Origin of the sequence: Agathobaculum butyriciproducens (genome assembly GCA_003096535.1) — a bacterium.
Lineage (GTDB): Bacteria > Bacillota > Clostridia > Oscillospirales > Butyricicoccaceae > Agathobaculum > Agathobaculum butyriciproducens.
Genome location: QEKJ01000006.1, coordinates 1 through 26813, shown reverse-complemented (window position 1 = coordinate 26813; position 26813 = coordinate 1). Strand labels below are relative to the sequence as shown.

At 55.6% G+C, this 26813-nt stretch carries 21 protein-coding genes, 1 other RNA gene and 2 pseudogenes; 11 read left to right on the top strand and 13 right to left on the bottom strand.

The window, feature by feature from the left end; all coding sequences use genetic code 11:
• Positions 1-3: 3 nt before the first annotated feature.
• Entirely contained in the window at positions 4-414 is a 411-nt protein-coding gene (locus C7386_RS06430; RefSeq protein WP_110436990.1) for a peptide deformylase, read from the top strand.
• A 271-nt stretch (positions 415-685) separates the two neighbouring features.
• Here the strand turns inward: C7386_RS06430 and C7386_RS06425 are convergent, their stop codons facing one another.
• The 3 genes from C7386_RS06425 to C7386_RS06415 form a co-directional block, all read right to left on the bottom strand.
• On the bottom strand, positions 686-1024 hold the full coding sequence (locus tag C7386_RS06425; RefSeq protein WP_110436989.1) for a histidine triad nucleotide-binding protein: 339 nt from the start codon (positions 1022-1024) through the stop codon (positions 686-688).
• A 70-nt stretch (positions 1025-1094) separates the two neighbouring features.
• Positions 1095-3722, bottom strand: coding sequence for an alanine--tRNA ligase (gene alaS, locus C7386_RS06420; protein ID WP_110436988.1), 2628 nt, complete (start codon positions 3720-3722; stop codon positions 1095-1097).
• 1195 nt (positions 3723-4917) lie between these two features.
• Positions 4918-6285 carry an MATE family efflux transporter gene (locus C7386_RS06415; RefSeq protein WP_110436987.1) on the bottom strand — a complete coding sequence of 456 codons (1368 nt, stop codon included), beginning with the start codon at positions 6283-6285 and terminating at the stop codon, positions 4918-4920.
• Between the two features lie 178 nt (positions 6286-6463).
• On the opposite strand from C7386_RS06415, the gene C7386_RS06410 reads away from it, so the two are divergent.
• The 5 genes from C7386_RS06410 to C7386_RS06390 all read left to right on the top strand — a co-directional run bounded on the left by C7386_RS06410 (position 6464) and on the right by C7386_RS06390 (position 11975).
• The gene (locus tag C7386_RS06410; RefSeq protein ID WP_110436986.1) at positions 6464-7327 is read left to right on the top strand and encodes an AraC family transcriptional regulator; all 864 of its coding nucleotides are present in this window, start codon (positions 6464-6466) and stop codon (positions 7325-7327) included.
• Between the two features lie 69 nt (positions 7328-7396).
• Positions 7397-9619, top strand: a complete 2223-nt coding sequence (locus C7386_RS06405; protein WP_110436985.1) for a ComEC/Rec2 family competence protein — start codon at positions 7397-7399, stop codon at positions 9617-9619.
• Positions 9620-9622: 3 nt separating this feature from the next.
• Positions 9623-10675 carry a DNA polymerase III subunit delta gene (gene holA / locus C7386_RS06400; protein ID WP_110436984.1) on the top strand — a complete coding sequence of 351 codons (1053 nt, stop codon included), beginning with the start codon at positions 9623-9625 and terminating at the stop codon, positions 10673-10675.
• Positions 10672-11283 carry a ribonuclease M5 gene (locus C7386_RS06395; RefSeq protein WP_110436983.1) on the top strand — a complete coding sequence of 204 codons (612 nt, stop codon included), beginning with the start codon at positions 10672-10674 and terminating at the stop codon, positions 11281-11283. Before holA ends, C7386_RS06395 begins: the two co-directional genes overlap by 4 nt.
• Positions 11284-11393: 110 nt before the next feature.
• Complete coding sequence (locus tag C7386_RS06390; RefSeq protein ID WP_110436982.1) at positions 11394-11975, top strand: xanthine phosphoribosyltransferase; 582 nt, start codon at positions 11394-11396, stop codon at positions 11973-11975.
• Between the two features lie 730 nt (positions 11976-12705).
• On the opposite strand, the pseudogene C7386_RS13700 reads toward C7386_RS06390, so the two are convergent.
• Positions 12706-12894 (bottom strand): annotated as a pseudogene (locus tag C7386_RS13700) (transposase); the annotation flags it as partial.
• A gap of 9 nt (positions 12895-12903) precedes the next feature.
• Here C7386_RS13700 and C7386_RS06385 point away from each other — a divergent pair.
• Positions 12904-13203 (top strand): annotated as a pseudogene (locus tag C7386_RS06385) (transposase); the annotation flags it as partial.
• Positions 13204-13205: 2 nt separating this feature from the next.
• Here C7386_RS06385 and C7386_RS06380 read toward each other — a convergent pair.
• The 5 genes from C7386_RS06380 to C7386_RS06360 form a co-directional block, all read right to left on the bottom strand.
• Positions 13206-13508: a hypothetical protein gene (locus C7386_RS06380; RefSeq protein ID WP_133241585.1), complete on the bottom strand. Its 303-nt coding sequence runs from the start codon at positions 13506-13508 to the stop codon at positions 13206-13208.
• 45 nt (positions 13509-13553) lie between these two features.
• The gene (locus C7386_RS06375; protein WP_110436979.1) at positions 13554-14750 is read right to left on the bottom strand and encodes a site-specific integrase; all 1197 of its coding nucleotides are present in this window, start codon (positions 14748-14750) and stop codon (positions 13554-13556) included.
• 154 nt (positions 14751-14904) lie between these two features.
• Positions 14905-15258: a transfer-messenger RNA gene (ssrA, locus tag C7386_RS06370) on the bottom strand.
• Between the two features lie 68 nt (positions 15259-15326).
• A complete protein-coding gene (gene smpB / locus C7386_RS06365) occupies positions 15327-15797 on the bottom strand; it encodes an SsrA-binding protein SmpB (protein ID WP_116705091.1) in 471 nt (156 codons plus the stop codon).
• 276 nt (positions 15798-16073) lie between these two features.
• Positions 16074-17255 carry an IS110 family RNA-guided transposase gene (locus tag C7386_RS06360; protein ID WP_110435693.1) on the bottom strand — a complete coding sequence of 394 codons (1182 nt, stop codon included), beginning with the start codon at positions 17253-17255 and terminating at the stop codon, positions 16074-16076.
• Positions 17256-17508: 253 nt separating this feature from the next.
• Between C7386_RS06360 and C7386_RS06355 the strand changes: the two genes are divergently transcribed.
• Together C7386_RS06355 and C7386_RS06350 are read left to right on the top strand one after the other, a co-directional pair.
• Positions 17509-17778: an AbrB/MazE/SpoVT family DNA-binding domain-containing protein gene (locus C7386_RS06355; protein ID WP_116705090.1), complete on the top strand. Its 270-nt coding sequence runs from the start codon at positions 17509-17511 to the stop codon at positions 17776-17778.
• 78 nt (positions 17779-17856) lie between these two features.
• Positions 17857-18135 (top strand): HAD hydrolase-like protein, encoded by a 279-nt coding sequence (locus C7386_RS06350; RefSeq protein WP_116705089.1) that lies wholly within the window; start codon positions 17857-17859, stop codon positions 18133-18135.
• Between the two features lie 133 nt (positions 18136-18268).
• Here C7386_RS06350 and glpK read toward each other — a convergent pair whose 3' ends face one another.
• The gene (glpK, locus tag C7386_RS06345; RefSeq protein ID WP_116705088.1) at positions 18269-19756 is read right to left on the bottom strand and encodes a glycerol kinase GlpK; all 1488 of its coding nucleotides are present in this window, start codon (positions 19754-19756) and stop codon (positions 18269-18271) included.
• A gap of 132 nt (positions 19757-19888) precedes the next feature.
• Between glpK and C7386_RS06340 the strand changes: the two genes are divergently transcribed.
• On the top strand, positions 19889-20521 hold the full coding sequence (locus C7386_RS06340; RefSeq protein WP_116705087.1) for an alpha/beta hydrolase: 633 nt from the start codon (positions 19889-19891) through the stop codon (positions 20519-20521).
• Positions 20522-20630: 109 nt separating this feature from the next.
• Positions 20631-22046, top strand: a complete 1416-nt coding sequence (locus tag C7386_RS06335; protein WP_116705086.1) for an alanine/glycine:cation symporter family protein — start codon at positions 20631-20633, stop codon at positions 22044-22046.
• A gap of 57 nt (positions 22047-22103) precedes the next feature.
• Here the strand turns inward: C7386_RS06335 and C7386_RS06330 are convergent, their stop codons facing one another.
• From C7386_RS06330 to C7386_RS06320, 3 genes are read right to left on the bottom strand one after another with little or no spacing between them, the layout of a single operon-like run.
• Positions 22104-23114, bottom strand: a complete 1011-nt coding sequence (locus C7386_RS06330) for a hypothetical protein (protein ID WP_116705085.1) — start codon at positions 23112-23114, stop codon at positions 22104-22106.
• 12 nt (positions 23115-23126) lie between these two features.
• On the bottom strand, positions 23127-24557 hold the full coding sequence (locus C7386_RS06325) for an MBOAT family O-acyltransferase (protein ID WP_165815486.1): 1431 nt from the start codon (positions 24555-24557) through the stop codon (positions 23127-23129).
• A gap of 24 nt (positions 24558-24581) precedes the next feature.
• Positions 24582-26591, bottom strand: coding sequence for an S-layer homology domain-containing protein (locus tag C7386_RS06320; RefSeq protein ID WP_116705083.1), 2010 nt, complete (start codon positions 26589-26591; stop codon positions 24582-24584).
• Positions 26592-26813 lie beyond the last annotated feature (222 nt).

Genomic DNA, 26813 nt, shown 5'->3' with positions numbered 1-26813 from the left:
AATATGATTCAGGAAATCTGCAAAGACGAGAAATTTTTAGCGCAGAAGGCCGAGCAGGCCACGCCGGACGATATCCAAACCGCAACCGACCTGCTGGAAACGCTCGAAGCGCACAAGGACGGCTGTGTCGGCATGGCGGCGAACATGATCGGCGTGAACAAGCGCATCATCGCGTTCGATAACGAGGGAACGTACATGGTGATGTTCAACCCGCAAATTGTCAAGCAGTCCGGCGGCTATGAGGCCGAGGAGGGCTGCCTGTCGCTGACCGGCACGCGCAAAACGCGTCGCTGGCAATCCATCAAGGTGCAGTACCAGAACGAAAAGTTCCAGACGAGACTGAAAACCTTCACTGGCTGGACCGCACAGATTATCCAGCACGAAATCGACCATTGCGAGGGTATTATCATCTGAGAAATAAGCAAAACGTAAACCAACGCATACAAAAAGGCACACCAAACGGTGTGCCTTTTTTCTGCCGTTCGCGCAAGCGCAGGCAGCGGCGTACCGCAGTACGCCGATTCAATTCCCTGAAAAAGTCCGGCTCTGCCGGACTTTTTCTCCACTGCCCGTGCCGCAGCGGCACGGCCTCGTCCGTTGTGCGGACGAGAGGGGGATATCCCACAAAGTTTCTACGGAACTTTGTGGGTATCTAAGGGGGACAGCGTCCCCCTTAGAAGAAGGTTTAGCCCGGCGGCCAGGTCATATCCCGTCCGGAAAGAACGTGGAAATGCAGATGGAACACGCTCTGACCCGCCTGTTCTCCGATGTTGGAGACCACGCGGAAGCTGTCCATGCCGCGCTCCTTGGCAATCTTCGCAATGACCTCAAAGCAGTGCGCTACAATCGCGCTGTTGGACGCATCAACGGCGGCCACAGACTTGATGTGCTGCTTCGGGATCACGAGAAAATGCGTGGGAGCCTGCGGGTCAATGTCATTGAAGGCGTAGCAGAGGTCGTCCTCGTACACCTTGCTCGACGGGATATCGCCCGCGATGATCTTACAGAACAGACAATCTTCCATGGAATGATCGCTCCTTTCTGAATGGGTGTGCCGCGGGAGGATTTCCCGCGGTTTTGCCCTGATTTACGGTTTACAGCATTGCGTCAACGATGTTGTTGACAGCTTCGAGTGCTTCCTCCAGCTTTGCCGGATTCTTGCCGCCTGCGGTTGCGCTGTCCGGACGACCGCCGCCGCCGCCGCCAACGATCTTGGCAACTTCCTTGATGATCTTGCCGGCGTGTGCGCCCTTCTTGACGGCCTCAGCGCCGCAGACACAAAGCAGGCTTACCTTGTCGCCGTTGACTGCGGAGAGAACAGCAACCATGTTGTCCTTTTTGCCCTTGATGTCATCGCCCATGGTGCGCAGCATGTCAGCAGATGCGTCATCCAGCTTGGTGGCAACCACTTCTACACCCTTGATGTTGCGGGATACGTTGAACAGGTCAACCATCTGCATTGCAGCGACCTTTGCGCCCATCTTCTCGAGCTTCTTGTTGAGAGCACGCATATCGTTTACCTGCTGCTCAATCTTGGCAGACAGCTCGTTCGGATTGGTCTTGAGTGCAGCAGCGGCCTCGTTGAGAACAGCCTGACGGTCGTTCATCAGCTTGAGGACAGCCTTGCCGGTAACGGCCTCGATACGACGCACGCCTGCGGCAACAGAAGCCTCACCAATGATCTTGAGCGAACCGGCCTTCGCGGTGTTGTCCAGATGGGTACCGCCGCAAAGCTCGATGGAGTCGCCGGCCTGTACCACGCGGACGGTCTGGCCGTACTTCTCGCCGAACAGTGCCATAGCGCCCTTCTTCTTGGCATCGTCGATGCTCATTTCCTCGGTGATAACCGGGCTGCCAGCCAGAATCGCATCGTTAACCATATCCTCGACCTTAGCCAGCTCCTCAGCGGTCAGCGCTGCAAAGTGGGTGAAGTCGAAGCGGATATGATCGTTTGCGGTGTAGGAGCCTGCCTGCTCAACATGGTCGCCGAGCACGGTGCGGAGCGCCTTCTGGAGCAGGTGGGTGGAGGTGTGTGCACGGCAGATAGCCTGACGGTAAGCCGCATCAACAGAAGCCGTAACCTCGTCCTCAACGGACAGCTCGCCATCGGTGACAACGCCGATGTGCATATACTTGCCGTCCTTGGTCTTCTGAACATCGGAAACGGCCATAGCGCCGTTCTTGCCGGTGATAACGCCGTGGTCGCCGATCTGGCCGCCCATCTCTGCGTAGAACGGGGTGCGGTCGAGTACAACGGTGATCTTCTCACCCTTGGCAGCTGCGCCGGAAACCTCGCCCTCGTTTACGATAGCCAGAATCTTTGCGGACTCCTCGAGGGTGGTGTAGCCATCAAATGCGGTCTTGATGGACTTGTCCAGACCCAGATCCTCACTCTGCCAGCCGAGGTCGCCCATCTTCTTGCGGTCCTCACGGGCACGCTCGCGCTGCTCGTTCATCAGGCGGTCGAACTCCTCGCGGCTGGTGGTCATGCCCTGCTCCTCGAGTACCTCAAGGGTCAGGTCGATCGGGAAGCCGTAGGTGTCGTATAGCTGGAATGCGTCCGCAGCGGACAGCTCCTTGCCGTCGGAAGCGGCAATCTTGTCATTCAGGATAGCCAGACCGCTGTCGATGGTCTTGTTGAAGCTGGCTTCCTCGTTCTCGATAACCTTGTGGATATATTTCTGCTTCTCAACCAGCTCCGGATATGCGCCGCCGGACTCGTTGATAACGGTGGAAGCAACGTCGGACATAAACGGCTTGTCAATGCCGAGCAGCTTGCCGTGACGAACGGCGCGGCGCAGCAGGCGGCGCAGAACGTAGCCGCGGCCCTCGTTGGACGGGATAACGCCGTCGCAGATCATCATAACGGTGGAGCGGATGTGGTCGGTGATAACGCGCAGGGAAACATCGGTCTTGTCGCTCTCGCCGTAGTGCTTGCCGGCGATCTCGGAAACCTTGTTGGTGATGTTGCGCACGGTGTCAACGTCGAACAGAGAGCCAACGCCCTGTACCACGCACGCCAGACGCTCCAGACCCATGCCGGTGTCGATGTTCTTCTGCTTCAGCTCAGAGTAGTTGCCGTGACCGTCGTTGTCGAACTGGGAGAATACGTTGTTCCATACCTCCATGTAGCGGTCACAGTCGCAGCCGACGGTGCAGCCCGGCTTGCCGCAGCCGTATTCAGGACCGCGGTCGTAGTAGATCTCAGAGCACGGGCCGCACGGACCGGAGCCATGCTCCCAGAAGTTGTCCTCCTTGCCGAAGCGGAAGATGCGCTCCGGTGCAATGCCGATCTCCTTGTTCCAGATCTCGAATGCCTCGTCATCGTCAACGTAGATGGACGGATACAGGCGATCCGGGTCAATGCCGACCCACTCCGGACTGGTCAGGAATTCCCAGCTCCAGTGAATAGCCTCGCGCTTGAAGTAGTCGCCGAAGGAGAAGTTGCCCAGCATCTCGAAGAAGGTGCCGTGACGGGCGGTCTTGCCAACGTTCTCGATATCGCCGGTGCGGATGCACTTCTGGCAGGTGGTAACGCGGTGGCGCGGCGGCTCCTGCTCGCCGGTGAAGAACGGCTTCATCGGCGCCATGCCGGAGTTGATGAGCAGAAGCGACGGGTCGTTCTGCGGGATGAGCGAAAAGCTCGGCAGGCGGAGATGACCCTTGGTTTCAAAGAAACTGAGGTACATCTCGCGCAGCTCGTTGAGTCCTCTGTACTGCATATAAATTGATTCCTCCAAAAAAGAATTTACGGAAATAAAACAGAAAATGAAAAAAGCCTCCGCCCGGACTTCAAGGGCGAAAGCATGCTTCCACGGTACCACCTTGATTTGAATATGGGTATGCCATATCCATCTCGGTAATCCGGTATCGGGGATCGGACGGTCTGTTTCAGTTGCAGACTGCTCGGAAGTGGCTGTTTTCCGCACCGGACAAGGACTTGCAGCGAATGTCCTCTCTCTGAAGAACGGCGGATGGAAAACTCGTTTCCTCATCGCATTTTCTGTATTGCGTATCTATTATGCCACTTTTGCGGGCAGTTGTCAACTGAAATCGCGGAAAGTTGCGCTCTGCGGAGTGTGCGGGGGGCTGCCGCGCCCGCGGCGGTGGTGACGCCGTACCCACGGCGGGGGCAAAAAGGAAGGGACACCTGCGGTTTCCCTTCCTCTTTGGACTCCTACCTTTCCCTTGTTAGATAGTCTGGCGCAGATTACCGACATGTGACCGCTTCGAAATGGGGAACGGCAGAGGATTTTTACTTCTGTATCTTTCGCAACCTGTTCGCAGTGTCAGATACCGTTCTGCTACACATGTGATTTCATCTGCGCAGGCGCGACATACCCGTGTCGCGCAATTCGTTTGCACGTTGTTACGCCCGGCACCTGCGAATGTAGGCGTTCGGCAGCATTTATTCTCGCAGGCCCTGTCTATAACAACGCGCTAAAGAATTGTGCGGCACTGTTATGCCGCACCCAGCGTAGAGTTGCCCGTATGTGTAGCAGTACGCTATCTGTGAACTGCGAATATTTTATGAAATAAACGCAAGAGTAACCCGACTGCCGTTCCCCATTTCGCAGCGGTCACATGTCGGCAATCTGCGCCAGACTAAGAAATAAAGGGAAACGGGAGTTAAGAGGGTAGAAACCGTAGGTGTCTACCCTCTTGCCCCTCGCCGTGGGTACGGCGAATCTCCGCACTCCGAAGAGCGCAACTCCCCGCTGAGGTTCAGCGAAAAACCCCCGCCCGTCAGGGGCGAACTCGCCTGCGGCAGTTCGTGTGCCTCGGTCAGCCGGTGTAGAAAAAGGAGCCGCCCGGCAGGGGCGAACACGCTAACGCAGTTCGTATGCCCCGGAAACTCGGTGCAGAAAAAGGAGCCCGCCTTGCAGCGAGCCCCAAAGAGAGAGGATAAATTCGATTTTAACCTTCTGCGGTATCCGGCCGAGTCACCTTCTTGACCCACTTCCAGCTGTGCAGGCGGATAGCCACGGGAATGATCTTATACAGCTGATCCCACTTGAGCAGGAAGAATACGACAACCGGCGGGAACTTCCACCAGAAAGCCGCCATTGCCGAGAACGGCACAACGATAAGCCACATGCTGATGATATTCATCTTGGCGCTGAACTTGGTGTCGCCGCCGCCGCGGATGATGCCGTTATCGCACGCCATCTGGTACGAGGTGCCGACCGTTGTGATGGCGAGCACCAGCATGAACTGCAGGGAATACGTGTACGCCGTTTCGGTGAGCGTACCGCCGAGCAGCGCAAGGATCGGTACGCGCAGAAGGAAGATCAAAAGACCCGAGCACAGTCCGATGGAGACGAACAGGACCTGCAGCGTATGTACAAGCGGACGCAGCCGCTGCTGGTTGCCCTCGCCGATGGTGCGGCCGACCACAATGCCGGATGCGGACGCGGCGCCATAGCAGACAACCGACAGAACCTGATATACCTGCACCGCAATCGCATTGGCAGCCGTGGCATCACCGCCGAGATGACCGAGGATACCGGTCTGTACCATCTGCGCGATGCCCCAGAGCGCCTGATTGATGAGCACCGGCAGGGAAACGTGCATGTAATCCTGCACATAGCTGGTGTCGATGTGAACCAGCTTGCGCAGGCTCAGGTTCAGCTTGTGCTCCTTAAACTTCAGGTAGTAGATAACGATGAGCAGCTCCACACAGCGGGAAACCAGCGTTGCGATAGCCGCACCGCGCACGCCCAGCTCCGGACACCCGAAGTGGCCGTAGATCAGGCAGTAGTTCAGGCACACGTTGATGATGAGCGTCGAACCCGAGATCATGTAACCGATCTTTACTACACCGATCGAGCGGAGGGATGCGACCAGAATATTGGTTATTGTAAAGATAATATAGGTAAAGCAGATGATCTGGAAATACTTTTCACCTTCCGCGATGACCGTTGGCGAGTTGGACAGCAGCGACAGCAGCTGGTGCGGGAAGAACAGTACAATGCCGAACATCAGCACTGCCAGTGAACCGCCGAAGCGCAAAGCCACACCGATGATGTGCGGGATCGGCTCCAGCTTGTTTTTGCCCCAGTACTGCGAGCCCATAACGACCGCGCCCTCGCCTGCACCGACGACCAGCATCTGCAGCAGAAACTGCACCTGATTGCACAGGCTTACGCCGCCCATGGCATCCTGACTGTACCGTCCGAGCATCATGGTGTCCATCAGGTTTACGCCGTAGGTGAGCAGGTTCTGCAGCGCCAGCGACAGTGCCAGCACCATAAAGGATTTATAAAACGTCTTTTCCTTTATCATTACAACAACCCCTTGCCTTCAAAGCTGATCGGACGGAACGAACCGCAATATCTATCGTTCCGGTTCAGCTTTTTTACTTCTGCTAACAGCATACCGAATTTTCTTTGATTTGGCAATAACAAAATACTGCAATCTATTCATATTTTGTGCTATCATAGAAGGCAGAGGAGGGAATGCCGTGAAGGTTTTCAGTGAGCCGGGTGTGCTGTCGCGCTCGGAACGATTTTTCTCAACGCCGTCCGCAACGGCTCGGCGGCTGTTTTACTATGTCACCCGCGTGGGACATTATTACTACGATGCGCGGTATAATTTTCTCGACAGCTGCGACATCGCCCATCTGGAAAGCCACAAGAATCTCTTTCTGACCTACGTTCGCTCGGGTACGATGTACTTCGAGACCGACCAGCTCTACTGCGCCGAGCGCGGACAGATCGGACTGGTGGACTGCCGCAGACCGCATCATTTTTATACCAAGGGCGACGCGGAAGCGCTCTGGATTCACTTTGACGGCGCAAATGCGGCGGCATTTTTCGAGCAGATACTCGCGTTCCGCGGCGGCAGGCAGGTGCTTACGCCGCCGGCGGATTTACGCATCGAGCAGGAGCTGGCACAGATCATTTCCGGCTTGCGCACCGGCGACATGACCGAGCTGGACCGCTCGCAGCGCATTTACCGAATTCTGTGCGCGCTGCTGTTTCCGGTGCAGGCGGGACCCGACCGGAAAAACGATGCCATTGCACAGGCGGTCAAGTATATCGGAGAACACCTGTTTGAACCGTTGTCCGTGGAGAAGGTGGCGGACGCGGTCAGCCTGAGTCCGTCGCATTTCTCGCGGCTGTTCCGCAGCACGACCGGATTTTCCCCGCACGAGTACATCATGCTGCATCGGATTGACGAGGCCAAGGCCCTGCTGCAGTCCACGTCGCTTTCGGTCAAGGAAATTGCGTTCCGCGTCGGCTACCGCAGTGAGGTCAACTTTATTACAGCCTTCACCGAGAAAACCGGCGCAACACCGACCCAGTTCCGCAGAAGTACGCTGTAAGGCGGTCTGCGGTTGCGGCGCGTTCCGGTCTTTGCTATAATAGTAGAAAAGGCAAGGGAGTGACCCCGTATGCGAGAACGCCCTCTGGTTTATCTGGTGCCGCCGATGGCTGCCGCGCTGTACGCGGCAGTCTGCCTGGAGCTGCCGGTGCAGCTGCATATCATTGCACCGATCGCGCTTCTTCTGGTACTTGCGGCTGTGTTTCTGCGCCGCCGCAAGTGTCTGCTGAATGTGTTTGCTGTGCTGGCGGCTGCCGCTCTTGCGCTGACCGGCTTTGCCGTGTTCCGGGATTTGCGGGTCGTGCCCATTCGTGCTTTAGCCGGCGAAACGCAGGAGATCACCGCAGCCGCCCTGCGGGATGCCGAGGTGTACGACACCGACCAGCGCGTACTGCTCTCGGCGGAGACAACGGACGGCAGGCGGTTTCGCCTGCGGTGCTACTTGCCGGAAACCGAACCGCCATTGCTGGCAGGAGACAGGGTACGCGTCATGGCCACACTTTATGTGCCGGACACGCTCGGCGGCTTTGACCGTGCGGCGTATCAGGCGTCAGAGGGCTGCTATATCGCGGGCGCGTATGCGACCGACGAGGAGCACAACGCGGTGCAGTTCGAGGTCTTGGACTCTAAACGGGACAGCCTGCGCTTTGCGCCGCAGAGGATCGCGCGGTTCTGCCGAAATGCGGTGCAGCGTGCCCTTCCGGAACGCGAAGCCGGACTGCTGACCGGACTGCTGGTCGGCGGCAGCAAAAATCTGAGCGACACCGATCAGACTGCGTTCCGCATTGCGGGTCTCAGCCATCTGGTGGCTGTTTCCGGACTGCACATCGGCTTTCTCGTCGGGTTCTGCACGCTGCTGTTCGGCAAACGGTGGGGAACGGTTGTGTCCATCCCGCTGGTGCTGCTGTTTGTGCCGGTCGCGGGAGCCACGCCGTCCGTGCTGCGTGCGGCACTGATGTACCTGACGGCCGCAGGCGGATTTCTGCTCCGGCGCCGGTCGGGCGGATTGAACGCGCTGCTGATGGCACTGGCTGTTCTGCTGCTTGTCAATCCGTACGCGATCGCAAGTGTGGGTCTGCAGCTTTCATTCGCGTCTACGCTCGGTCTTATCCTGTTCGCAGGGAAGCTGCAGCATGCGCTCGAAAAGCCGTTTGCCGGTGCGCCGAAACTCGTGCGCAAGGCGCTTGCGGTCATCACGAGCGCACTCAGCTGCACGGTTTGCGCTACGATATTTACAGTACCGATTCTGCTGACCTCGTTCGGCGCGGTGTCCGTGCTGTCGCCCATCAGCAACCTGATGACGGTCGGCGTGACCTCGCTCTGCTTTGTGGGCGGGTTCGTGCTGTGTGTTGCAGCAGCCGTCTGTCCGGCGCTTGTGCCGATGCTCGCCGGACTGGTGCGTCCGCTCATAAGCTATCTGCTCTGGTCAGCGAATATCATCGCGGACCTCGGCTTCGGCACGCTGCACCCGAACAACACCTTCGGTCTGGCGGCGCTCGGCATCGTGTTCGCGGCGCTGCTCGTGTGGCTGACTGCCGGAAAGCACGTCAAATGGAAAGCCGTGCTGCCGTGTCTGGCGGTGGTGCTGATCGGCTTATGTATTGCCGAGGTGCAGCACCAGAACGGCCAGTATACGGTGACGTATCTGCCGTGCGGCAGCGGTCAGGCCATTCTGCTGAGCGACACCGAACACGCGATGCTCATAGACTGCGGCAGCTACCGGAACGCTGCGCGTCAGGTACGCGAGTGGCTGCGCTGGAATGGTCTGAAGCGGCTGGATACGGTCGTGCTGACCGCGGTCGATCAGGGACATGCGCGCAACCTGCCGGAGCTGATGGAAACGGTCGAGGTTGGGGAACTGCTCATGCCCGCAGGCTGTCAGGAGCGCAGGACCAACGCCGATTTGCTTTTCTTCGTGCACGAGCGTGAGGCGCAGGAGGTAAGCGAGCCGGTGACGCTCACAAATCCGATCGCGCCGGTGGAGCTTTTCCCGATCACCGAGGGAAAACTGGCCGTAAGCATAGCGGACGAGGTGCTCATCCTGCACAGTCCGACCGAGAAGCAGCTTTCGGCCTATTTGGAACAAAACACGCTGCCTGCCGCAGCGGAGCTGGTGCTCAGCGCGAACCATCTGAGCAGCGGCGAAAGCATGGCACAGTACGCCGAAGCGGCAGGCGCACAGCATATCATCATTGCGGCGAGTTCGGAGAAGGGACTGCGGTCGCACAAGGGACTGGACGTGCAGAGCACCTATAAGGAAGGCGAGATCGCACGGCAGTTCAAAAAGGAGTAACACATGGCGGCAAGAGAAACCAAACCAAACGGAAAATCACAGCTGATCCGCGACCTGAAAAACGGCGAATTTGCCACGCTGTACATCATTTCGGGCGAGGAAAGCTACATGAAGGAATACTATCTGCGGCAGCTGCGGCAGAAGGTGGTGGACGAGACCTTTGCGGATTTCAATCTTATTGAGTTCGAGGGCAAGGGTCTGACACCGGAAATGCTGACCGAAGCCATTGACAGCTATCCCGCGATGGCAGATAAAAAGCTCATCATCGTCAAGGACTTCGACCTGTTCAAGCCGCCTGCCGGTTTCGCAGACGTGCTGCCGAGCGTACTTGGTGATCTGCCGGAGTACGTCTGCCTCGTGTTCTACTACGACGTGCTGGACGGCAAGCCGGACAAGCGCACCAAGCTGTACAAAACGCTCGAGAAGCATGCCTGCTTTGCCGAGTTCGCACACGCAGAGGAGCAGGAGCTGGTGGCGTGGCTCGAGCGTCGTGCAAAGGCGCTTGGCTGCATGATCGAACCGGGAGATGCGTCGTACATGATCTTCCTGTGCGGCAATTCCATGACCAACCTCGCCGGTGAGATGGAAAAGGCAGCCGCGCACACCACGACCGGCGTTATCAAGCGCTATAACATCGATGCGGTATGCTCGCCGGTGCTGGATGCAGTCGTGTTCGACCTGACCGACGCGGTAACCGCAGGCAGGTTTGATCGGGCGGTCGCACTCGTCGGGGAGCTGCTCGCGCAGAAGAACAACGAGGTCATGATCTTCACCGCCATCACACGTCACATCCAGCGTCTGTATGCTGCCAAGTTGTGCGCGGAGAACCGCAGCGGCGAAAAACAGCTGATGGAGATGATTGGCTCGAAATCGCCGTACTACGCAAGGCAGATTCAGAATGCAGCACGGCGTGTGCCGCTCAGCTGGCTGCGAAAGGCGGCGTCGCTGTGCGCGGAGACCGATGCCGCACTCAAGGGCGGCGCAGCAGACCGGCAGAAGCAGATCGAGCTGACGCTGCTCACCATGGCGGCAGAGCTGAAGGGGGAAAAGAAATGACACGCATCAGGGAAGCAATTCTGGTAGAGGGCCGGTATGATGTGAACACCGTCCGGCAGGTGGTGGACACCGTGGTGCTTGAAAGCGGCGGATTCCGCATTTTTAACAATAAAGACCAGCTCAAGCTGCTGCGCCGTATCGCGGAAACGCGCGGTCTCATTGTGCTGACCGACAGTGACGGTGCGGGTTTTGTCATCCGCAACTATCTCAAGGGCGCGCTGCCGAAGGGCTGCGTCAAGCAGGCGTATGTGCCTGATATCGCGGGCAAGGAACGCCGCAAGCGACACGGCTCCAAGGAGGGCAAGCTAGGCGTGGAGGGCATGCGTCCGCAGGTGATTCTGGATGCGCTCCGCCGAGCGGGTGCAACTTTTGCACAGCAGGACGAGAGCGAAATGCCGGTGCATCCGGTCATCACCAAGGCGGATTTTTACGAGTGGGGACTGTCCGGCAGACCCGACAGCACCGCACGCCGCGCTGCCGTGCTGCACGCGCTGGATTTGCCCGCGCACATGACGGCCAATGCGCTGCTGGAGTTTATCAACGCTGTTGGCACGCATGAGCAGGTTGCGGAAATCATTCAGCAGTACGTGGAGAAAATTGAGGAATAATTTCCGCACGAATGATTGAAAAACCTGTCGAAGTATAGTACAATGATAAAATACCAAGTGCAGCTATTGCAGAGCTGATGAAAATAAAGCAAAAAACAGGGAGTGGCAGCATGAACTTTTTAGAGGAACGAATTGTCAAGGATGGCGTTGTTAAGGAAGGCAACATTCTGAAGGTAGACAGCTTTCTGAACCATCAGATGGATATTAACCTGTTTGATCAGATGGGCGAGGAGTTCAAGCGCCGTTTCGCGGACAAGCCGATCAACAAGATCGTTACCATTGAGGCATCCGGTATTGGCATTGCCTGCATTGTGGCACGTCATTTCGGTGTTCCGGTTGTGTTTGCAAAGAAGACCCAGAGCGTCAACATCGACGGTGAGGTTTATGTTGCCGAGGTCGAATCCTTTACGCATAAGTGTAAGAATCAGGTTATCGTTTCTAAGAAGTTCCTCGGTCCGGACGACCATGTGCTTGTTATCGACGATTTTCTGGCAAACGGCTGTGCGCTGCAGGGCCTGATCTCCATCGTGGCACAGGCCGGCGGTACGGTCGAGGGCATCGGCATCGCCGTGGAGAAGGGTTTCCAGCAGGGCGGCCGTATTATCCGCAATCTGGGCTATCAGCTTGAGTCGCTCGCTATCGTGGAGGGCATGGACGCTGAGACCGGTGAGGTGCACTTTAGAGAGCAGTAATATAGAAAGTTTGAAAGGGGAAGGCGTTGAGCCTTCCTCTTTTTGTTTGCGGGAGTGGGGATTAGATGAAAGACAGGAGTTAGGAGTTTTCGGAGAGTGAAGAGAAACGATGGTTTACCCTTTTTCATGTTTTATATTACATATATCGTAGGGTGAGGCGACTCGGCGCACCGCATTGAACGATTGGCACATGTTATATCGTAGGGGAGAACATTGTGCTCCCACGCAACGCCATATCGAACGTGTTCTCGGGCGCACATGGTGCGCCCCTGCGGTTAGGCAAGGCGCAGATGAGTTACATACGGTGTGACGAGTCGTCGCATCCTACGGTAAAGTGTGTTGATAAATATAATTCGCAGGCGCCGTGCATGATCACCAGACAAAAGAGTTGCGCAGAGCAGCCGCTATGTGTAGCAGTACGGTATCTGTGAATTGCGAATATTTCACGAAACAAACGCAAGAGTAACCCGACTGCCGTTCTCCTTTTCGAAGTTGCAGAAAAACAGGGGAGACTGCGAAACCCATCGAAAAATGAAATGGCTGAGTTGCAATAGTAAACTTGCCAAAAACTGAGTTGCATAATTTAGGTAATATATATAAAGCATACAATATCTTCGCTTTTTAGGCTTGTATACACCGTATTATCACGCTTTTCGGTATTTTAAGTGCGCCGATAAGGAGTGACTTTTTTCGCCACTCCTAAAATGAGAAAATATGCGATTTGAACGGTTTATTCCTGCTGCATATACAGTTCATACACTGTATTGGAGATTGACCAGTTGAGAACCTTGCGTGGATAGTTATTGATCCAGTCCTGCAAGGCAGCGATCTGTGCTGCCGTCACTTTGGAGAAGTCAGTACCTTTTGGAAACCATCGCCGGATTAGACGGTTAGCGTTCTCATTAGAACCGCACCCCCACTCGATGTGGACTCCTATGCCAAGCGCTTTCCGAAAGCGGTTCAGTGTCTTGAAGAGGGGTTGGAAGATTCTCTGGTCTTCTATGCATTCCCCATACTGGACGCGCGAAAGATTTCATCTTCCAACATGATTGAGAGATTGAATCGTGAAATCCGCAGACGTACTCGCGTGATTGGAATCTTTCCGAATGAAAGTTCTTATGTTCGTCTGGTGACAGCGTATCTCATGGAATACGCCGAGGACTGGTCTGTTTCCAGAGCCTACATAAGCCATGCATCCATTGCGGCCACACTGACCACCATAGCTTAACTTCATTTTTCAGGAGCCTTTTTGCGAACTTTACTTGACGCCGCTGACAGCGCATGCGTCACACGCAGAAAGCCCTCCAGACCGACACAGCCGTACTGCTCGAGAAGCTGCTCCATATGTTTGCGTCGTTTGGGCGCTCTGCGCTTCTCAAGCCACGCCGTGAGCGATTGCAGGCCGATTGGCCGCAGGTTGGTATACCACTCACGAAGAATAGCACTCTCCTCGCCAAATTCATCCTGCGCGCAGGAGAACAGCGCATACGGCACATCCTTATTCATCAGGATATACTCTGTCGCGTTCCTCACCTCTGCACCTGCTCAAATGCTCTTTCCGCTACTGCCTTGCATTCCTCAATCGTACACCGGAACGAGCGGGTGCCGAAGGACGCGCGAAACGTCTCGTAAAGCATATTGCCGAGTGCTGCCGCATCCGTATGCGGCTCGAGTCGCCCTCCGATTGACTGGATTTCCTCCATGTACTCGTTGCAGTCCCCCGAACTTCATCGGGTCCCACACGCGGATTTCATCAATAAGCGCCTTCGCAAGCTGTAAAAGATATTCCTTGCCTGCCTTCCGGCGTGCCTCGTCCGCGATTGCAGCCACGCCTTCAACCGCTTGCGTGTGCGTCTGGTCGAGCAGATGCGTGTAAATCTTCTGCGTGGTGGCCGGCGTGGAATGGCCGAGCGCCTTACCGATATTGTACGCCGGAATGCCCGCCTGATTGGACAGCGACGCGAATGTGTGCCGCAGCTCGTGTAGCACGATTTTCGGCAGGTCGTTGTCCGCGAGGAACTTTCCGAATAGCTCGGACAGATAATTCGGCCGGAACGGCCTGCCGTCCTCCATCACAATCACAGTGTTCTTGTACGTTGCCCTGCACGCCTGCTGATGCTCCTTTGCTGCCTTCAGCATATCGCACAGTGTATCCGGCAGATAAAGCGTGCGCGTAGAGGACGCCGTTTTCGTGCCCTTCTCGATTTCCTTTTTACCGGCCTGCGTGCGCGTATTCTCAATCGTGATGGTATGGTGTTCAAGGTCAACATCGCTCCACCGCAGGCCGCACAGCTCGCCGCGGCGCAGTCCGAGATACGCACAGATAAACATCGGCAGCTCGAGCCGCGTTCCGACAGCCTTGGCGAGCAGAACACCAAGCTGTTCGGGCGTGTAAAACTTCGCCTCGCGCTGACGCTTTTTCGGGGGCGATACCGCACGCATTGGATTTTTCGTGATGTACTCCTGCCGCTCCGCCGCGTTCAGCGTGTTCGTCAGCAGATTATGATGCTTGATGACCGTATGACGTCGTTTGCTCGATCTGTGGCACGATAATATTATCGTACCAGTAGTCAAGCCACTGCGCGAACGCGTATTCGCTCGGCATGACCTGCGTCCCCTGTCCATCTTGACCTTGTGCTCGTTGAACGCACGGATCGCGTCGCGTTTCGTGTCGAACGTCCGGTATTTGCGAACACGCTTTCCCTCGCGGTCAACGCCGTAGTCAAAGCACACGCGGTACTTGTCGCCGCGCTGTGTAATGCTGCCATATGCCATGCTCCTCACCTCTGTGGCTTAACGATGCCATGGAATTTTGCGGCTGTCAATGGCTGCAAATTGCTGCAACGCAAAATCGCATTCTCACAAAAATATTATTTGCTGCAGATAAAAGCAAAACCGACGGTCTAAACCGTCGGTTTTGTGTTGGTTTTGGTGGAGCCGAGGGGAGTTGAACCCCTGTCCGAAAGCGCATCCACGGGGACTTCTCCGGGCGCAGTTTGTCGATTAAGATTCCCGCCGCGGCACGCCGGCAAACAGGCTTACCGTTTTGGTAGAGTCATTTTACATGACGAGGGCAACTCTTACCTCGTACACGTTCACCACTAATCGACGCCGGGTCTCTGAGCCGTGGTCCTCTCTGAGCCGACGGGCTAAGCCTAATTAGGCAGCCTGAAGAGTATAATTGTTGTTGTTTAATTTATAAACAGTTGGAGCTTTTATCGCAGATCCCCACTGCGGCCCGCTATCCCGGCTTCAACACCCCCGTCGAACCCGTTACGGCCCCATTTTGAAATGGAGAATGGAAAATTGAGAATAGCGAATGATTCTGCTCTCAGCTTTTCCATTTTTTGATTAACGATTACGCTCTTTCATCGCACGGTCCATCTCGCGTTTTGCATCGCGTGCGGCGATACTGTCACGCTTATCGTGCAGCTTTTTGCCCTTGCACAAACCGATTTCAACCTTCACGCGCGAACTTTTGAAATAAACCGCCAGCGGAATGACCGAATAGCCGTCCTGCTTGGTCTTGCTGAACAGGTTGACGATCTCGCGCTTGTGCATGAGCAGCTTACGCACGCGCAACGGGTCCTTATTGAAGATATTGCCTTTTTCGTACGGCGAAATATGCATGCCACGCACGAAAATCTCACCGTCCTTGAACGAACAGAAGGAATCCTTGAGATTGATCTGTCCCAGACGGATAGACTTTACCTCGGTACCCGCAAGCTCGATGCCCGCTTCATACTTTTCCTCGACAAAGTAGTCATGCCATGCCTTTTTGTTGGCCGCAATCTGCTTTGTGCCCTTTTTGTCAACAGCCATGGCGAAACCTCCCTTACCGTGGTATAGATTATAATACCACGATATACCGTTTTTGTAAAGTGGCAACCGCATTACATTTTTCGACGAAAAATGTAATATTAAACTTACCAAGAGGAACACACCTCAAAGGTAAGTTTTTTATATCTGTATAACGGAAGACTAACTATTAGAAGTCAACCCCAAATGTGTGGAAAGGTGAAAATAATGCAGACGATTCAAAAAAGGTATGGCAAAGCTGACGTCCGTCGGACGCCTAACTGAGCTTATTATAAGAACTTAAGCTGCACGCCTGTACGGCTGCCGAGATTTCTCCAAGGCGTAGATCAGCCGAACCAATTTCTTAGCGGCATGAGAAAGTGCAACATTGTAATGCTTTCCTTCAGCTCGCTTTTTAGCAAGGTAAGCCGCAAAGCCCGGATCCCAATGGCAGACATACTTGGTCGCGTTGTAAAGCGCATAGCGCAAGTAGCGAGAGCCTCGTTTCTCCATGTGAGAGTAGGTTCCAGCCAATGAAAGATGCCCTGATTGATAGGTGGACGGTGACATGCCTGCATAGGCAAGGATCTTGTCTGGAGAATCGAAAAAGGAGAAATCACCGATTTCGGCAAGGATCATAGCTGCCATGCGAAAACCCATGCCGGGAATAGTCGTAATGGGAGACTGAAGTTCTTCCATGATGGCCTCAATAGCTGCTTCAATATCTTTAATCTCTGAATCTAATTCACGGATCAAGCGGATTGTATGACGCAACTCAAGCGATTTAGCGGGCATAACAGAACCGATTGAACGCTTGGCAGCATCACGAATTTCTGTTGCCATATCTCGTCCATATCGGCCTTTAGAGGCATCTTTCAGGAGAGATTTCAAGTGCGTCAAATGAGCTTCGGCAATCTGCTTTGCTCCGGGAAATTCAATGAGAAGTGCGTAAACAGACGACATATGCAGCGTTGGCACCAGTTTTTCTAACTCTGGAAACAGTATGGTAACCAAACGAGAAACCGATTGTTTCAGTTGAGCTCTTTCTTGAACTTTATCAAATCGGTATCTGGTTAGTGACTTTAACTCTTCGTTGTGGTATGCTGTATCTGTGTAGGACTTGAGGTCCACATTAGACATAAGCATAGCTGCGATAGTTTTAGCATCAACCCGATCAGTCTTGGTTTTACGAAGACTCATACTTTTTCGGAAAAGGTTGGTGTGCAGCGGATTGATAACATAGGTTGGCAGGCCTTGGTTAAGCAGAAATCCGAGAATGTTGTAGCTGTAATGTCCAGTAGCCTCAAGTCCTACTTTTATTTTGTCATCTGGACTTGTGCAGCCGTGAATCTTTTGTAGCAAGGTATCAAATCCATCTGCATTATTAGGAATGGTGAATACACCTGCAAGGACTTTCCCTTCCGAATTCAGGATAACGCAATCGTGCTTATCCTTGGCAACATCAATACCCACACAAATCATAATGAATACCTCCGATATGTTTATTTGATGCCGGTTCCACAGAACACTTTACTCTTGTAACCTTGTTCAACATAAACCGTCTGGCGGTATCTAACTGATTAACAATACCGTAAAGGGCTGTGGTCGGAGCCTTCCGTGAACCGTCTGACGGTAGGAGTTGCGAACCAATCCACAGCATCCTTTACATTGTAGCACAGCCCTTGGAGAGGGGATCTAATAACTACTACTCTATAATACAAGGAGATACTGTGAAATGGCTGAAATGGGTCCGGTTCGTAAGATAGATGATCTCGGTCGCGTAGTCATTCCCAAGGAGTTTCGGAAAACCTTTAATTGGCCCATCGGCATGGAGGTTGAAATTTCCGCTGCTGACGGGAAAGTAATTGTCGCAAAACATTCAACGGCTTGTGTCTTTTGTGGTAAGCCAACTCGTGTGCAAATCGGTGAACAGCATATTTGCCCTGCCTGCGCTGCAAAGTATCAAGCACAGTTCGATGAAATCGCTCATATGCCGATGGAGTGAAGTTAATGTCGTATCGTTTACACATCACCAAGTCGAGTGTGTTCCAATGGAACACGCAGACCCAAAGGAGGACGATTGATGACTTATCAGCTTTCTGACAACCCGTCTTTTCGTGAGCGAGGGGGGGTGCCGTCCGTACAGACGGTCATCAAGGTCGGTGACACTGTGTCCGACATCCGGGAGGGCAAGAACGCCGGTGTCCGCTCGCTCGGCGTGCTCGAGGGCAGCAGTGTGATGGGCATGACGCAGACAGCCTATGAGGCACTCTCCGCTGAGAAAAAGCAGGCCGCACTTGACCGTGCGCGGCAGATGTTCCTCGAGGCCGGAGCCGATGATGTGCTGCTGAATATCGAGTAGCTGCCCGCATGGATTCAAGCGAACGACTAAACCAGATTAAGGAGCCGCCGCTTTAATTGTGCGGTGTTGCCTTAAATACAAAACCCGAAGTGCAGGTTTTACACCTGCACTTCGGGTTTACTTTTTGCTGTTTTTAATGCTCAGCCCAATCAAGCGACCGTCCAACCGCCTTATCCCAGCCGGAGAGCAGCTTGCGGCGTTTATTCTCGTCCATCGAGGGCGCATACAGCGTATCACACCGCCAGAGCTGCTTCAGCTCCTCGCGGCTGTGCCACACACCGGTCGCGAGTCCGGCAAGATAGCATGCGCCGAGCGCGGTTGTTTCGCGGATGACCGGACGGCGAATCGTGCAGTCCGAAATATCGCTCTGGAACTGCATCAGGAAGCTGTCGCGGCTAGCACCGCCGTCCACAGAAAGGGAGGAGAGGGCAGTGCCGGTATCGCGTTTCATGGCGGTCAGCAGGTCGTTCACCTGATAGGCGATGGACTCCTGTGCGGCGCGGATGATGTGCTCGCGGGTCGTGCCGCGCGTCAGACCGATGAGACAGCCGCGTGCGTACATATCCCAATGCGGCGCGCCCAGACCGGTGAATGCAGGTACGAGGTACACGCCGCCGGTGTCCTTCACCTTGCCCGCATAGTATTCCGCATCGCGGCTCTCGGAGAAAAAGCGCATCTCATCCCGCAGCCACTGGATGACGGCGCCGCCGACAAACACGCTGCCCTCGAGCGCGTACTGCGTCTCTCCGCTGATTTGAATGCCGATGGTGGTCAGCAGGCCGTTTTTGCTCTCGCAGGCGGTCGTGCCGGTGTTCATCAGCAGAAAACAGCCCGTGCCGTAGGTGTTTTTCGCATCGCCTGCCGCAAAGCAGGTCTGACCGAACAGCGCCGCCTGCTGGTCGCCTGCAATGCCTGCAATCGGAATATCGCCGCCCGGCAGGGAAACAGAACCGTACACCTCGCTTGAGGAGCACACGCGCGGCAGCATCGCCCGGGGAATATCGAGCGCTTCAAGCAGGGTATCGTCCCAGTCCAGACGGTGAATATCGAAGATCATCGTGCGTGCGGCATTGGTCGCGTCCGTAATGTGCACCTTGCCGCCGGTCAGCTTCCACACCAGCCAGGAATCCACCGTGCCGAACAGGATTTCTCCGCGCTCGGCCTTCTCTCGTGCGCCCTCCACATGGTCGAGCAGCCACTTGATTTTCGTTCCCGAAAAATACGCATCCGGAACCAGACCGGTCGTGCGGCGGATGTGCCCGGACAGACCGTCCTGCACCAGCCTGTCCACAATATCCGCTGTGCGGCGGCACTGCCAGACGATAGCGTTGTGAATCGGCCGTCCGGTATTTTTATCCCACAGGATGGTCGTCTCGCGCTGGTTGGTGATGCCGATGCCCGCCACATCGGACGGAGAAACATCGGCGGCAGCCAGCACCTCGAGCATAGCTGCATACTGCGTGGACCAGATTTCCATCGGGTCCTGCTCGACCCATCCCTCGTGCGGATAATGCTGGGTCAGCTCATGCTGCCGGATGGCGAGAATATTCTGTTCGCTGTCAAATAAGATCGCTCTCGAGCTTGTCGTGCCCTGATCGAGCGCCAGTATATATTTTTCCATAGCGGAAACTCCTTTTTACCCTTTGCATCTATCATACCGTTGCGGACGCGGATTGTCAATCACTGCAAATTTGACGGTGCGGTGCATTTTGTGGTAAAATCAGTGCGAAAATGCATAGAAGAAGAGGATTGCATGAGGATTTACGAATACGGCGAGCCGAATGCGAAAAACGTGCTGCTGCAGCCGGTTGGGGACCACGACCTGCCAGCCATCGAGAACGAAATCCGAGAGATCAAGCGGCTGACTGCACAGCCGTTCCGTTTGATTGCCGTCAAGGTTGAAAGGTGGAACGACGACCTGTCTCCGTGGTGCGCACCGGCGGTTTTCGGCCATGAGGACTTCGGAGACGGTGCTGCGGCACTGCTCCGCGAAATCCTGCCGCTGTGTGAGGACGCAGACAGACGATACATCATCGGCGGATACTCAATGGCAGGGCTGTTTGCCCTGTGGAGCGCATATCGGACCGACCGTTTTTCCGGCATCGCGGCAGCCTCGCCGTCGCTGTGGTTTCCGAAATTTCTGGAGTACATGCAGGTGCATGATCTGCACAGCGCTGCCGTCTATCTCAGCCTGGGCAACCGCGAGGAAAAGACGCGCAATCCGGTGATGGCTGCCGTCGGTGACCGCATGCGGGCAGCGTATGCGCTCCTGCAGGAGAAAAACGTAAGCTGCACACTGGAATGGAACAGCGGCGGGCATTTTCAGCAGCCAGACTGCCGCACGGCAAAGGCGTTTGCGTGGGTACTGGAACACTTATTTTATTAAGGTATAACTTGTGCTTGAGAAGTCTGTCGAATTCCTGTATAATAATAAATAAATGTTACCGGTTGACTACAACCGATAACAAAAGTACTTTGGAAAGGGAATAGAAATTATGTTGGAAACGATCAACTCCGTTATCGCAGCGATATCGGATGTACTGTATCAGCCGTGGTTTGTGCCGTTGTTTCTGGTAGTCAGCGGCATTTACTTCACGTTCCGCTGCAGGTTCATCCAGATTCGTCTGTTCAGGGACGCGTGCAAGGTCATCATGGAGAAGCCGGAAAGCGAGGGGAGCATTTCCTCGTTTGGCGCACTCATGATCTCCACCGCGTCGCGTGTCGGCACGGGCAACATCATCGGTGTATCCACGGCAATCTGCCTCGGCGGACCGGGCGCTATCTTCTGGATGTGGGTAACCGCACTGCTCGGCGGTGCAACCGCCTTCATCGAGTCTACGCTCGCGCAGATTTACAAAAAGCGTGCACCGGACGGCAGCTGCTACGGCGGTCCTGCGTACTACATGCGCGATGCACTCGGCAAGCGCTGGATGGGTGTCATCTTCTCGGTGCTCATCATCCTGATCTACGCAGTTGGCTATAACATGCTGGCGGCGTACAATCTGCAGTCCACGTTCTCGGTGTTCAAGTTCTACCATCCGGTTATCACGCCGGCGTTCATCGGCGTCATTCTGGCGTTCCTGTTCGGCGTAATGGTACTCGGCGGCGCAAAGCGTCTGGCAAGCATCACCGAAATCCTTGTTCCGTTCATGGGTATCCTGTATGTACTGGTTTCGCTGCTCATTATCTGCCTGAACATCAGGAATGTACCGGGCATGTTCGCGTCCATCTTCCGCAACGCATTTGACTTCCAGTCCGTGATGGGCGGCTTCTCCGGCAGCTGCATCATGTACGGCGTAAAGCGCGGTCTGTACTCGAACGAAGCAGGTATGGGCTCTGCACCGAATGCAGCCGCAACCGCATCTGTTTCCCATCCGGCCAAGCAGGGTCTGGTGCAGATGCTGTCCGTATTCATCGACACGCTGCTCATCTGTACGGCAACGGCGTTCATGTGTCTGTCCACCAGCGTTGTTCCAACCGAGGAAATCGCCGGCGCGGTTTATGTACAGAATGCTATCGCATCCACGCTCGGCACGGCAGGTCCGGTGTTCCTTGCTGTGGCGATGATGCTGTTCGCGTTCACCACGCTGCTCGGCAACTACTCGTACTGCGAGGGCTGTCTGGAGTTCATCCTGCACCGCAGCATCAAAAAGCATGAGCTGCTCCTCTTCCGCCTGTTTGCTACGGTCATCGTGTTCATCGGTGCGATTGCAAACGCCGGTCTGGTCTGGGATACTGCGGATATGCTGCAGGGTATGATCGTCGTAGTCAACGTGCCGACCATTCTGATTCTTGGCGGCACGGCAATCAGGTGCCTGAATGATTACGTTGCAAGCCGCAAGCGCGGTGAGAATCCGGTATTTCACGCGAAGAACATTGGCATCAAGGAAGAAACTGATTTCTGGAAATAAGCGCATAAGAAAAGGACTGCTGCACAAGGATAAAACCTGTGCAGCAGTCCTTTTTTGTTATGCGTTTGTGTTCTCCTGCGGCGGATTTGCCGTTAAATCGCGGAAATGCTGCAGGCGTGCCGTCCACAGCATGGTATCCTGCGGTTCATCCGGCGAGATCGAGAGATTGTTCTTCGTCCAGTCCGCGAGAAACGCACTGAATTTCTCCGCACCGACACAGTTGTAATGCAGTGAGTCGTAGAAGTCGTTTTCCGGATCTGCGGCAATCTGCGCGGTGTAGTCGTTGCAATTCAGTGTCGATACGCCGTCGCGTCCTGCAAACTGCGCGGTCAGCCTGTCCCAGTCAGCGTCGTGCAGACGCTTTGTCGGAGCACGGTACAGCACCAGCTGAATATTGTTCCTGCGGCAGAGCGCGTAAATATCCTCGAGGGCGTCCGTGTTTCGTTCCCAGTCCTCCGGGGCAATATCAACCGTTTCGCAGTCGTCCGGACCCTTGTCCGTGCCGCCGGACAGAAAGGTGTAGCCGGCCAGCATATCCTCGGTGTACGGCTGCACGTCCTCGCTCTTGAGGGTCGTCCAGCGGTCGTGATAGAAGTACAGCGGAAACAGCAGTCCCTTGCGGACCTCGGGTTCGGCATTAAAAAAGGTCGCGTGCAGACGATTGATGCCCCACGGCATCTGACCGATGTTGGTCTTGGTAAAGCCCATGTATTTGTGGAACGCTATACCGGTGCACTCCACAAAAACCGCTTTGGGTGACTGCGTGCGCAGGCTTTCCTTTAAGTAATCCAGCGTCAGCGGAAGCGGCTGCTCGGGTCCGGCCTGCACAAAGGCGGTCAGACCGGAATTTTCCCAGTATACGGCAGGTACCACATCGCAGTAGGTGACGGACGAGCCGAAGAACAGCACATCGATCGAATCCGTCTGCTCCTGTTCGTACATGCCCCAGACCGAGCCGTAATCATGCTGCTGCGGTGTAAGATAATGGGTCGCACCGGCGAGGATACCGCCGAGCACTGCCGCAGCGGCAAGGAAGGCCGCCAGTTCTCTCTTGAAAATGTGTTTCACGGCGATTCCTCCTTAAAACTGGAAATAGACGAATTCCTGCGGGTTGAATCCGGTGCCGTACGCGCCGCAGACGGCCGTCACTGCCAGCAGGATAACCCAGACCGCGTACCGGAGCCAGACGGTCTCCAGCAGCTTTTCCCGCAGCGGAAAACGGTCACCGATGATGTCGGTCAGCACCAGTCCGATGAGGCTCACGGCAAGCACATGCAGCGCACGCTCGGTCAGACCGAGATGCGTCAGGTCAAGCGGGAAGCATGCGCCTGCCGCCGTCACAATGCGTTTGATAATAGCACACGCCTGCAAAGCAGAATCCGCGCGGAAGAATATCCACGCAAACGTGGAAAGGCCGAAGGTGATAATCACGCGGATGATCTGCAGCCAGCCTGCGTCCCACGGAATGTGCAGTGCGGCGCACAGGCGCTGCTTTGCCGGTGTCAGCAGGCCGCCGATAACCTGAAAAACGCCGAACAGCAGTCCCCAGAGCACATATTTCATGGCGGCACCGTGCCATAGGCCGCTCAGTGCGAACACGATCAGCACGTTGATGTAGGTGCGCGCTTTGCCCTTGCGGCTGCCGCCGAGCGGGAAATATAAGTAGTCGCGGAACCAGGTGGACAGCGAAATGTGCCATCTGTGCCAGAATTCCTTGGAGCTTTGCGCCATGTACGGTGCGTGGAAGTTTTCCATCAGCGTAATGCCGAACAGCCGTGCGGAGCCGATCGCCATGTCGGAGTAGGCGGAAAAGTCGCAGTAGATCTGCAGGGCATACGCCACCGCGGCGAACGCCAGCTCCAGACCGGAAAACTGCGCCGGATCAGCGTATGCGGTGTTGACCAGAATCGCCAGATTATCTGCGAGCAGTACCTTCTTGACCGTGCCCTCGATGAGCCGTTCGGCGGCAAAGCGCACATCGTCCGCGTTTGCGCGGCGCGGTTGCTTGAACTGCGGGAGCAGGCTCTTCGAGCGCTCGATCGGGCCGGACAGGATCGCCGGAAAAAAGGTGGTGAACAGCGCAAAATCGAGGAAATTGCGCTCGGCTTCACGACCGCGGTACACGTCGATCATATAGCCGCAGATGACGAACGTATAGAACGAAATGCCGATCGGCAGGGCCAGCTGCGGCAGACTGAGCTGCACACCGGTGCAGCCGAGCAGCTCTCCGAAAAAGCCGAGGTATTTGAATAACCCGAGTGCGCCGAGGTTGAGCACAAGAACCAGCGTGAGCAGACTGCGCTTACGCTCGGTGCGTTCCAGCGTTTGCGCTGCAAAGAAGTTGAAGGCAACGGTCAGCGCCAGCAGCGGCAGAAATTTTACACCGCCGATGGCGTAAAACCAGATGCTCAGCAGCAGAAGGAAGGGTTTCTTGGCCTTCTGTGACAGTGGGTGGTAAATGAGTGCGCCTATCACCAGAAAGACGATATAAGCGAATGAATTTGGTGTCACGTTTATTTCTCTCCGTCCCCAAAATTATTTGTTGTAGCCGGTCACGCCGTTTTTATTCATCCAGGTCAGCTTGACCTGCAGCAAACGGGCGATCGCCGGATTTTCCTGACCGTGCCGGGCTGCATACAGCCGCTGCAGCTCAAGCAGGTCGTTGTAGGTCAAATACGGATAATCCTGCCCGGAACAGGTGCCGTCCGGCTTGTAGGAGTAGTTCAGATCACCGTCCGGCTTGTACCACAGCAGTTCGCTCTGCTCAATGCCGCGCACCATGCGGTCAGCGAGGACGGCGTAGCTGTCCTCATCAACTGCGTCTGCCATCCGGTACAGGAATTCGGCTTCGGCGGCATGATGGTTGAGCGAAGCGTGTGTCGGCGAGGACTCTCCGTTCGGGTGCCAGTAATCCTGCACGAGCCATCCCTCGTCATCGCCGGGCCCGAAGGTGAAGTGATGCTGCTCGGCAAAGCTGACGAGAAAATCCGCATACTTGCGGGTCTTGTCCAGCCAGCCGGTCACGCCGAAGTTTTCGGCTGCGTTGATGTTCGCCAGCCAGAAATCCGTGTTGAAGCGGGTATCGTAGTAGCCGGGTTCGATGCCGTAATCCGTCTTGAGCCATGTGCTGCCCGCCTGAGAGGGGATAAAGCCGTACTCGTTCTGCTGCTCGCGCATCAGGTCGATCATCGCCAGACCGATCGCGCGGGAGGCCGGCTGATCGGTGTCGTTTGCCATCTTGCCGGCAATATGCGCCGCCGGAAGTGAGTAGAAGTAGTTCTCGTCGAACGGATAGTAGGTTGAAGGTGCGGTATAGTAGTAGCCGTTGTAGCACCAGCGGTTGGTGCCGATCAGGCTGTAGTTCGCCCAGCGGCTGAGCATGGACGGGTCGCTCCAGTCGATGAGCGTCTGCTGAGAAGTCAGCAGCAGATAGTCGCTGTAGGTGCCCTGCGTAAGAGCCGCGACCTGCACGGAGAACCGGAAGCCCGAAGCTGTCCGCTCGATCTTCAGAGAGCCGTTTTTGCCCGGAAAATACTCGATCATGCCGTTGTCTCGCGCGGCATAGGTCATCGGCGTGACGAGAATGCTGTCCACGCCGTCCACCCGCAGGAAGTACATGCCGCTCGGCAGCGTACCCGCAGTGAGCGGCTGCTGTTTCCACGAGGACGCTGCGGTGTCGTACCAGCGAACGGTGCCGGACGTGCCCTTCATCTCAAACTGCGCGGCTGTGTGCGCGGGTGCATCCAGTACGGCGGCAGAGTGTCCCATCTCAACCGCGCAGCCCTGACCGTCCGTGTAGCGGCGGGTCGCTCGATGGACTTCGGTCAGGTCCTGTTCGGTCTCGCTGCGCGTCACGTCGCCCAGTTTGGTGGTGAAGGCTGTGTAGGAATGGGTCTGCGGCGGCTTCGGTGCATCGGTTTCCCGCTGCTGGTAGGAGACCATCGGCGCAAAACGCTGCAAAATAGTCGCCAGCTGTGCGCGGGAGACCGTGCGCTGCGGAGACAGCGTGGTCGCGGTCGTGCCGGTGATCAGTTCCTCGGCGTTGGCCCACTGCATAGCGGTCTGCGCATACGGATGAATCGAAGAAGCATCCGTGTAGCCGGAGAGAGCGCTTTGTGCCGCCACATCCAGCTTTTTGTATTCGGCAAAGCGGTACAGCATAACGGCGAACTGCTCGCGCGTAAGTGAGGTGCCGGGGCGAAATACCGTGTCGCTGTAACCGGTGATGATGCCGTTGGACACACCCCACTGAACCGCGGTCAGGAAGGACGCATCCTCCGCGACATCCTGAAAGGTAAGCACTGTGTCAGCTGCAGGCGCGTGCTCCATGCGGTACAGCGCCTGCACCAGACAGGCGCGGGTCGCAGGTGCATCTGCAGCAAAGGTGTATTCCGAAATGCCGTCCATCAGATTGGACTGTACGGCGAATTCCATGGCCTGCTCGGCCCAGTGCGGCTTTAAATCGGAATAATCGGCGGCAGCGGCGCCGGTCAGCATCGAAAGACTGAGCATTACGGCCGCCGCGGTATAGCGATGTTTTTTCAAAAGAGTAAACCTCCGTGATTGTTTTCGCGCAGAAAATCATGCGCGTGGTTTATACACTTTCACAATTTATCATTATAACACCGCGGCAGGGTGGGCCGCAATAGCAATTCTTTGTAATATCAGCAGACCCAAAATGCAATAATTAACTTACCGCAAAGGAGTAGTCCTCGAGGTAAGTTTTTTTATTACAAAAAATCCGAATGGAGGTGCAAAAATGTCCGA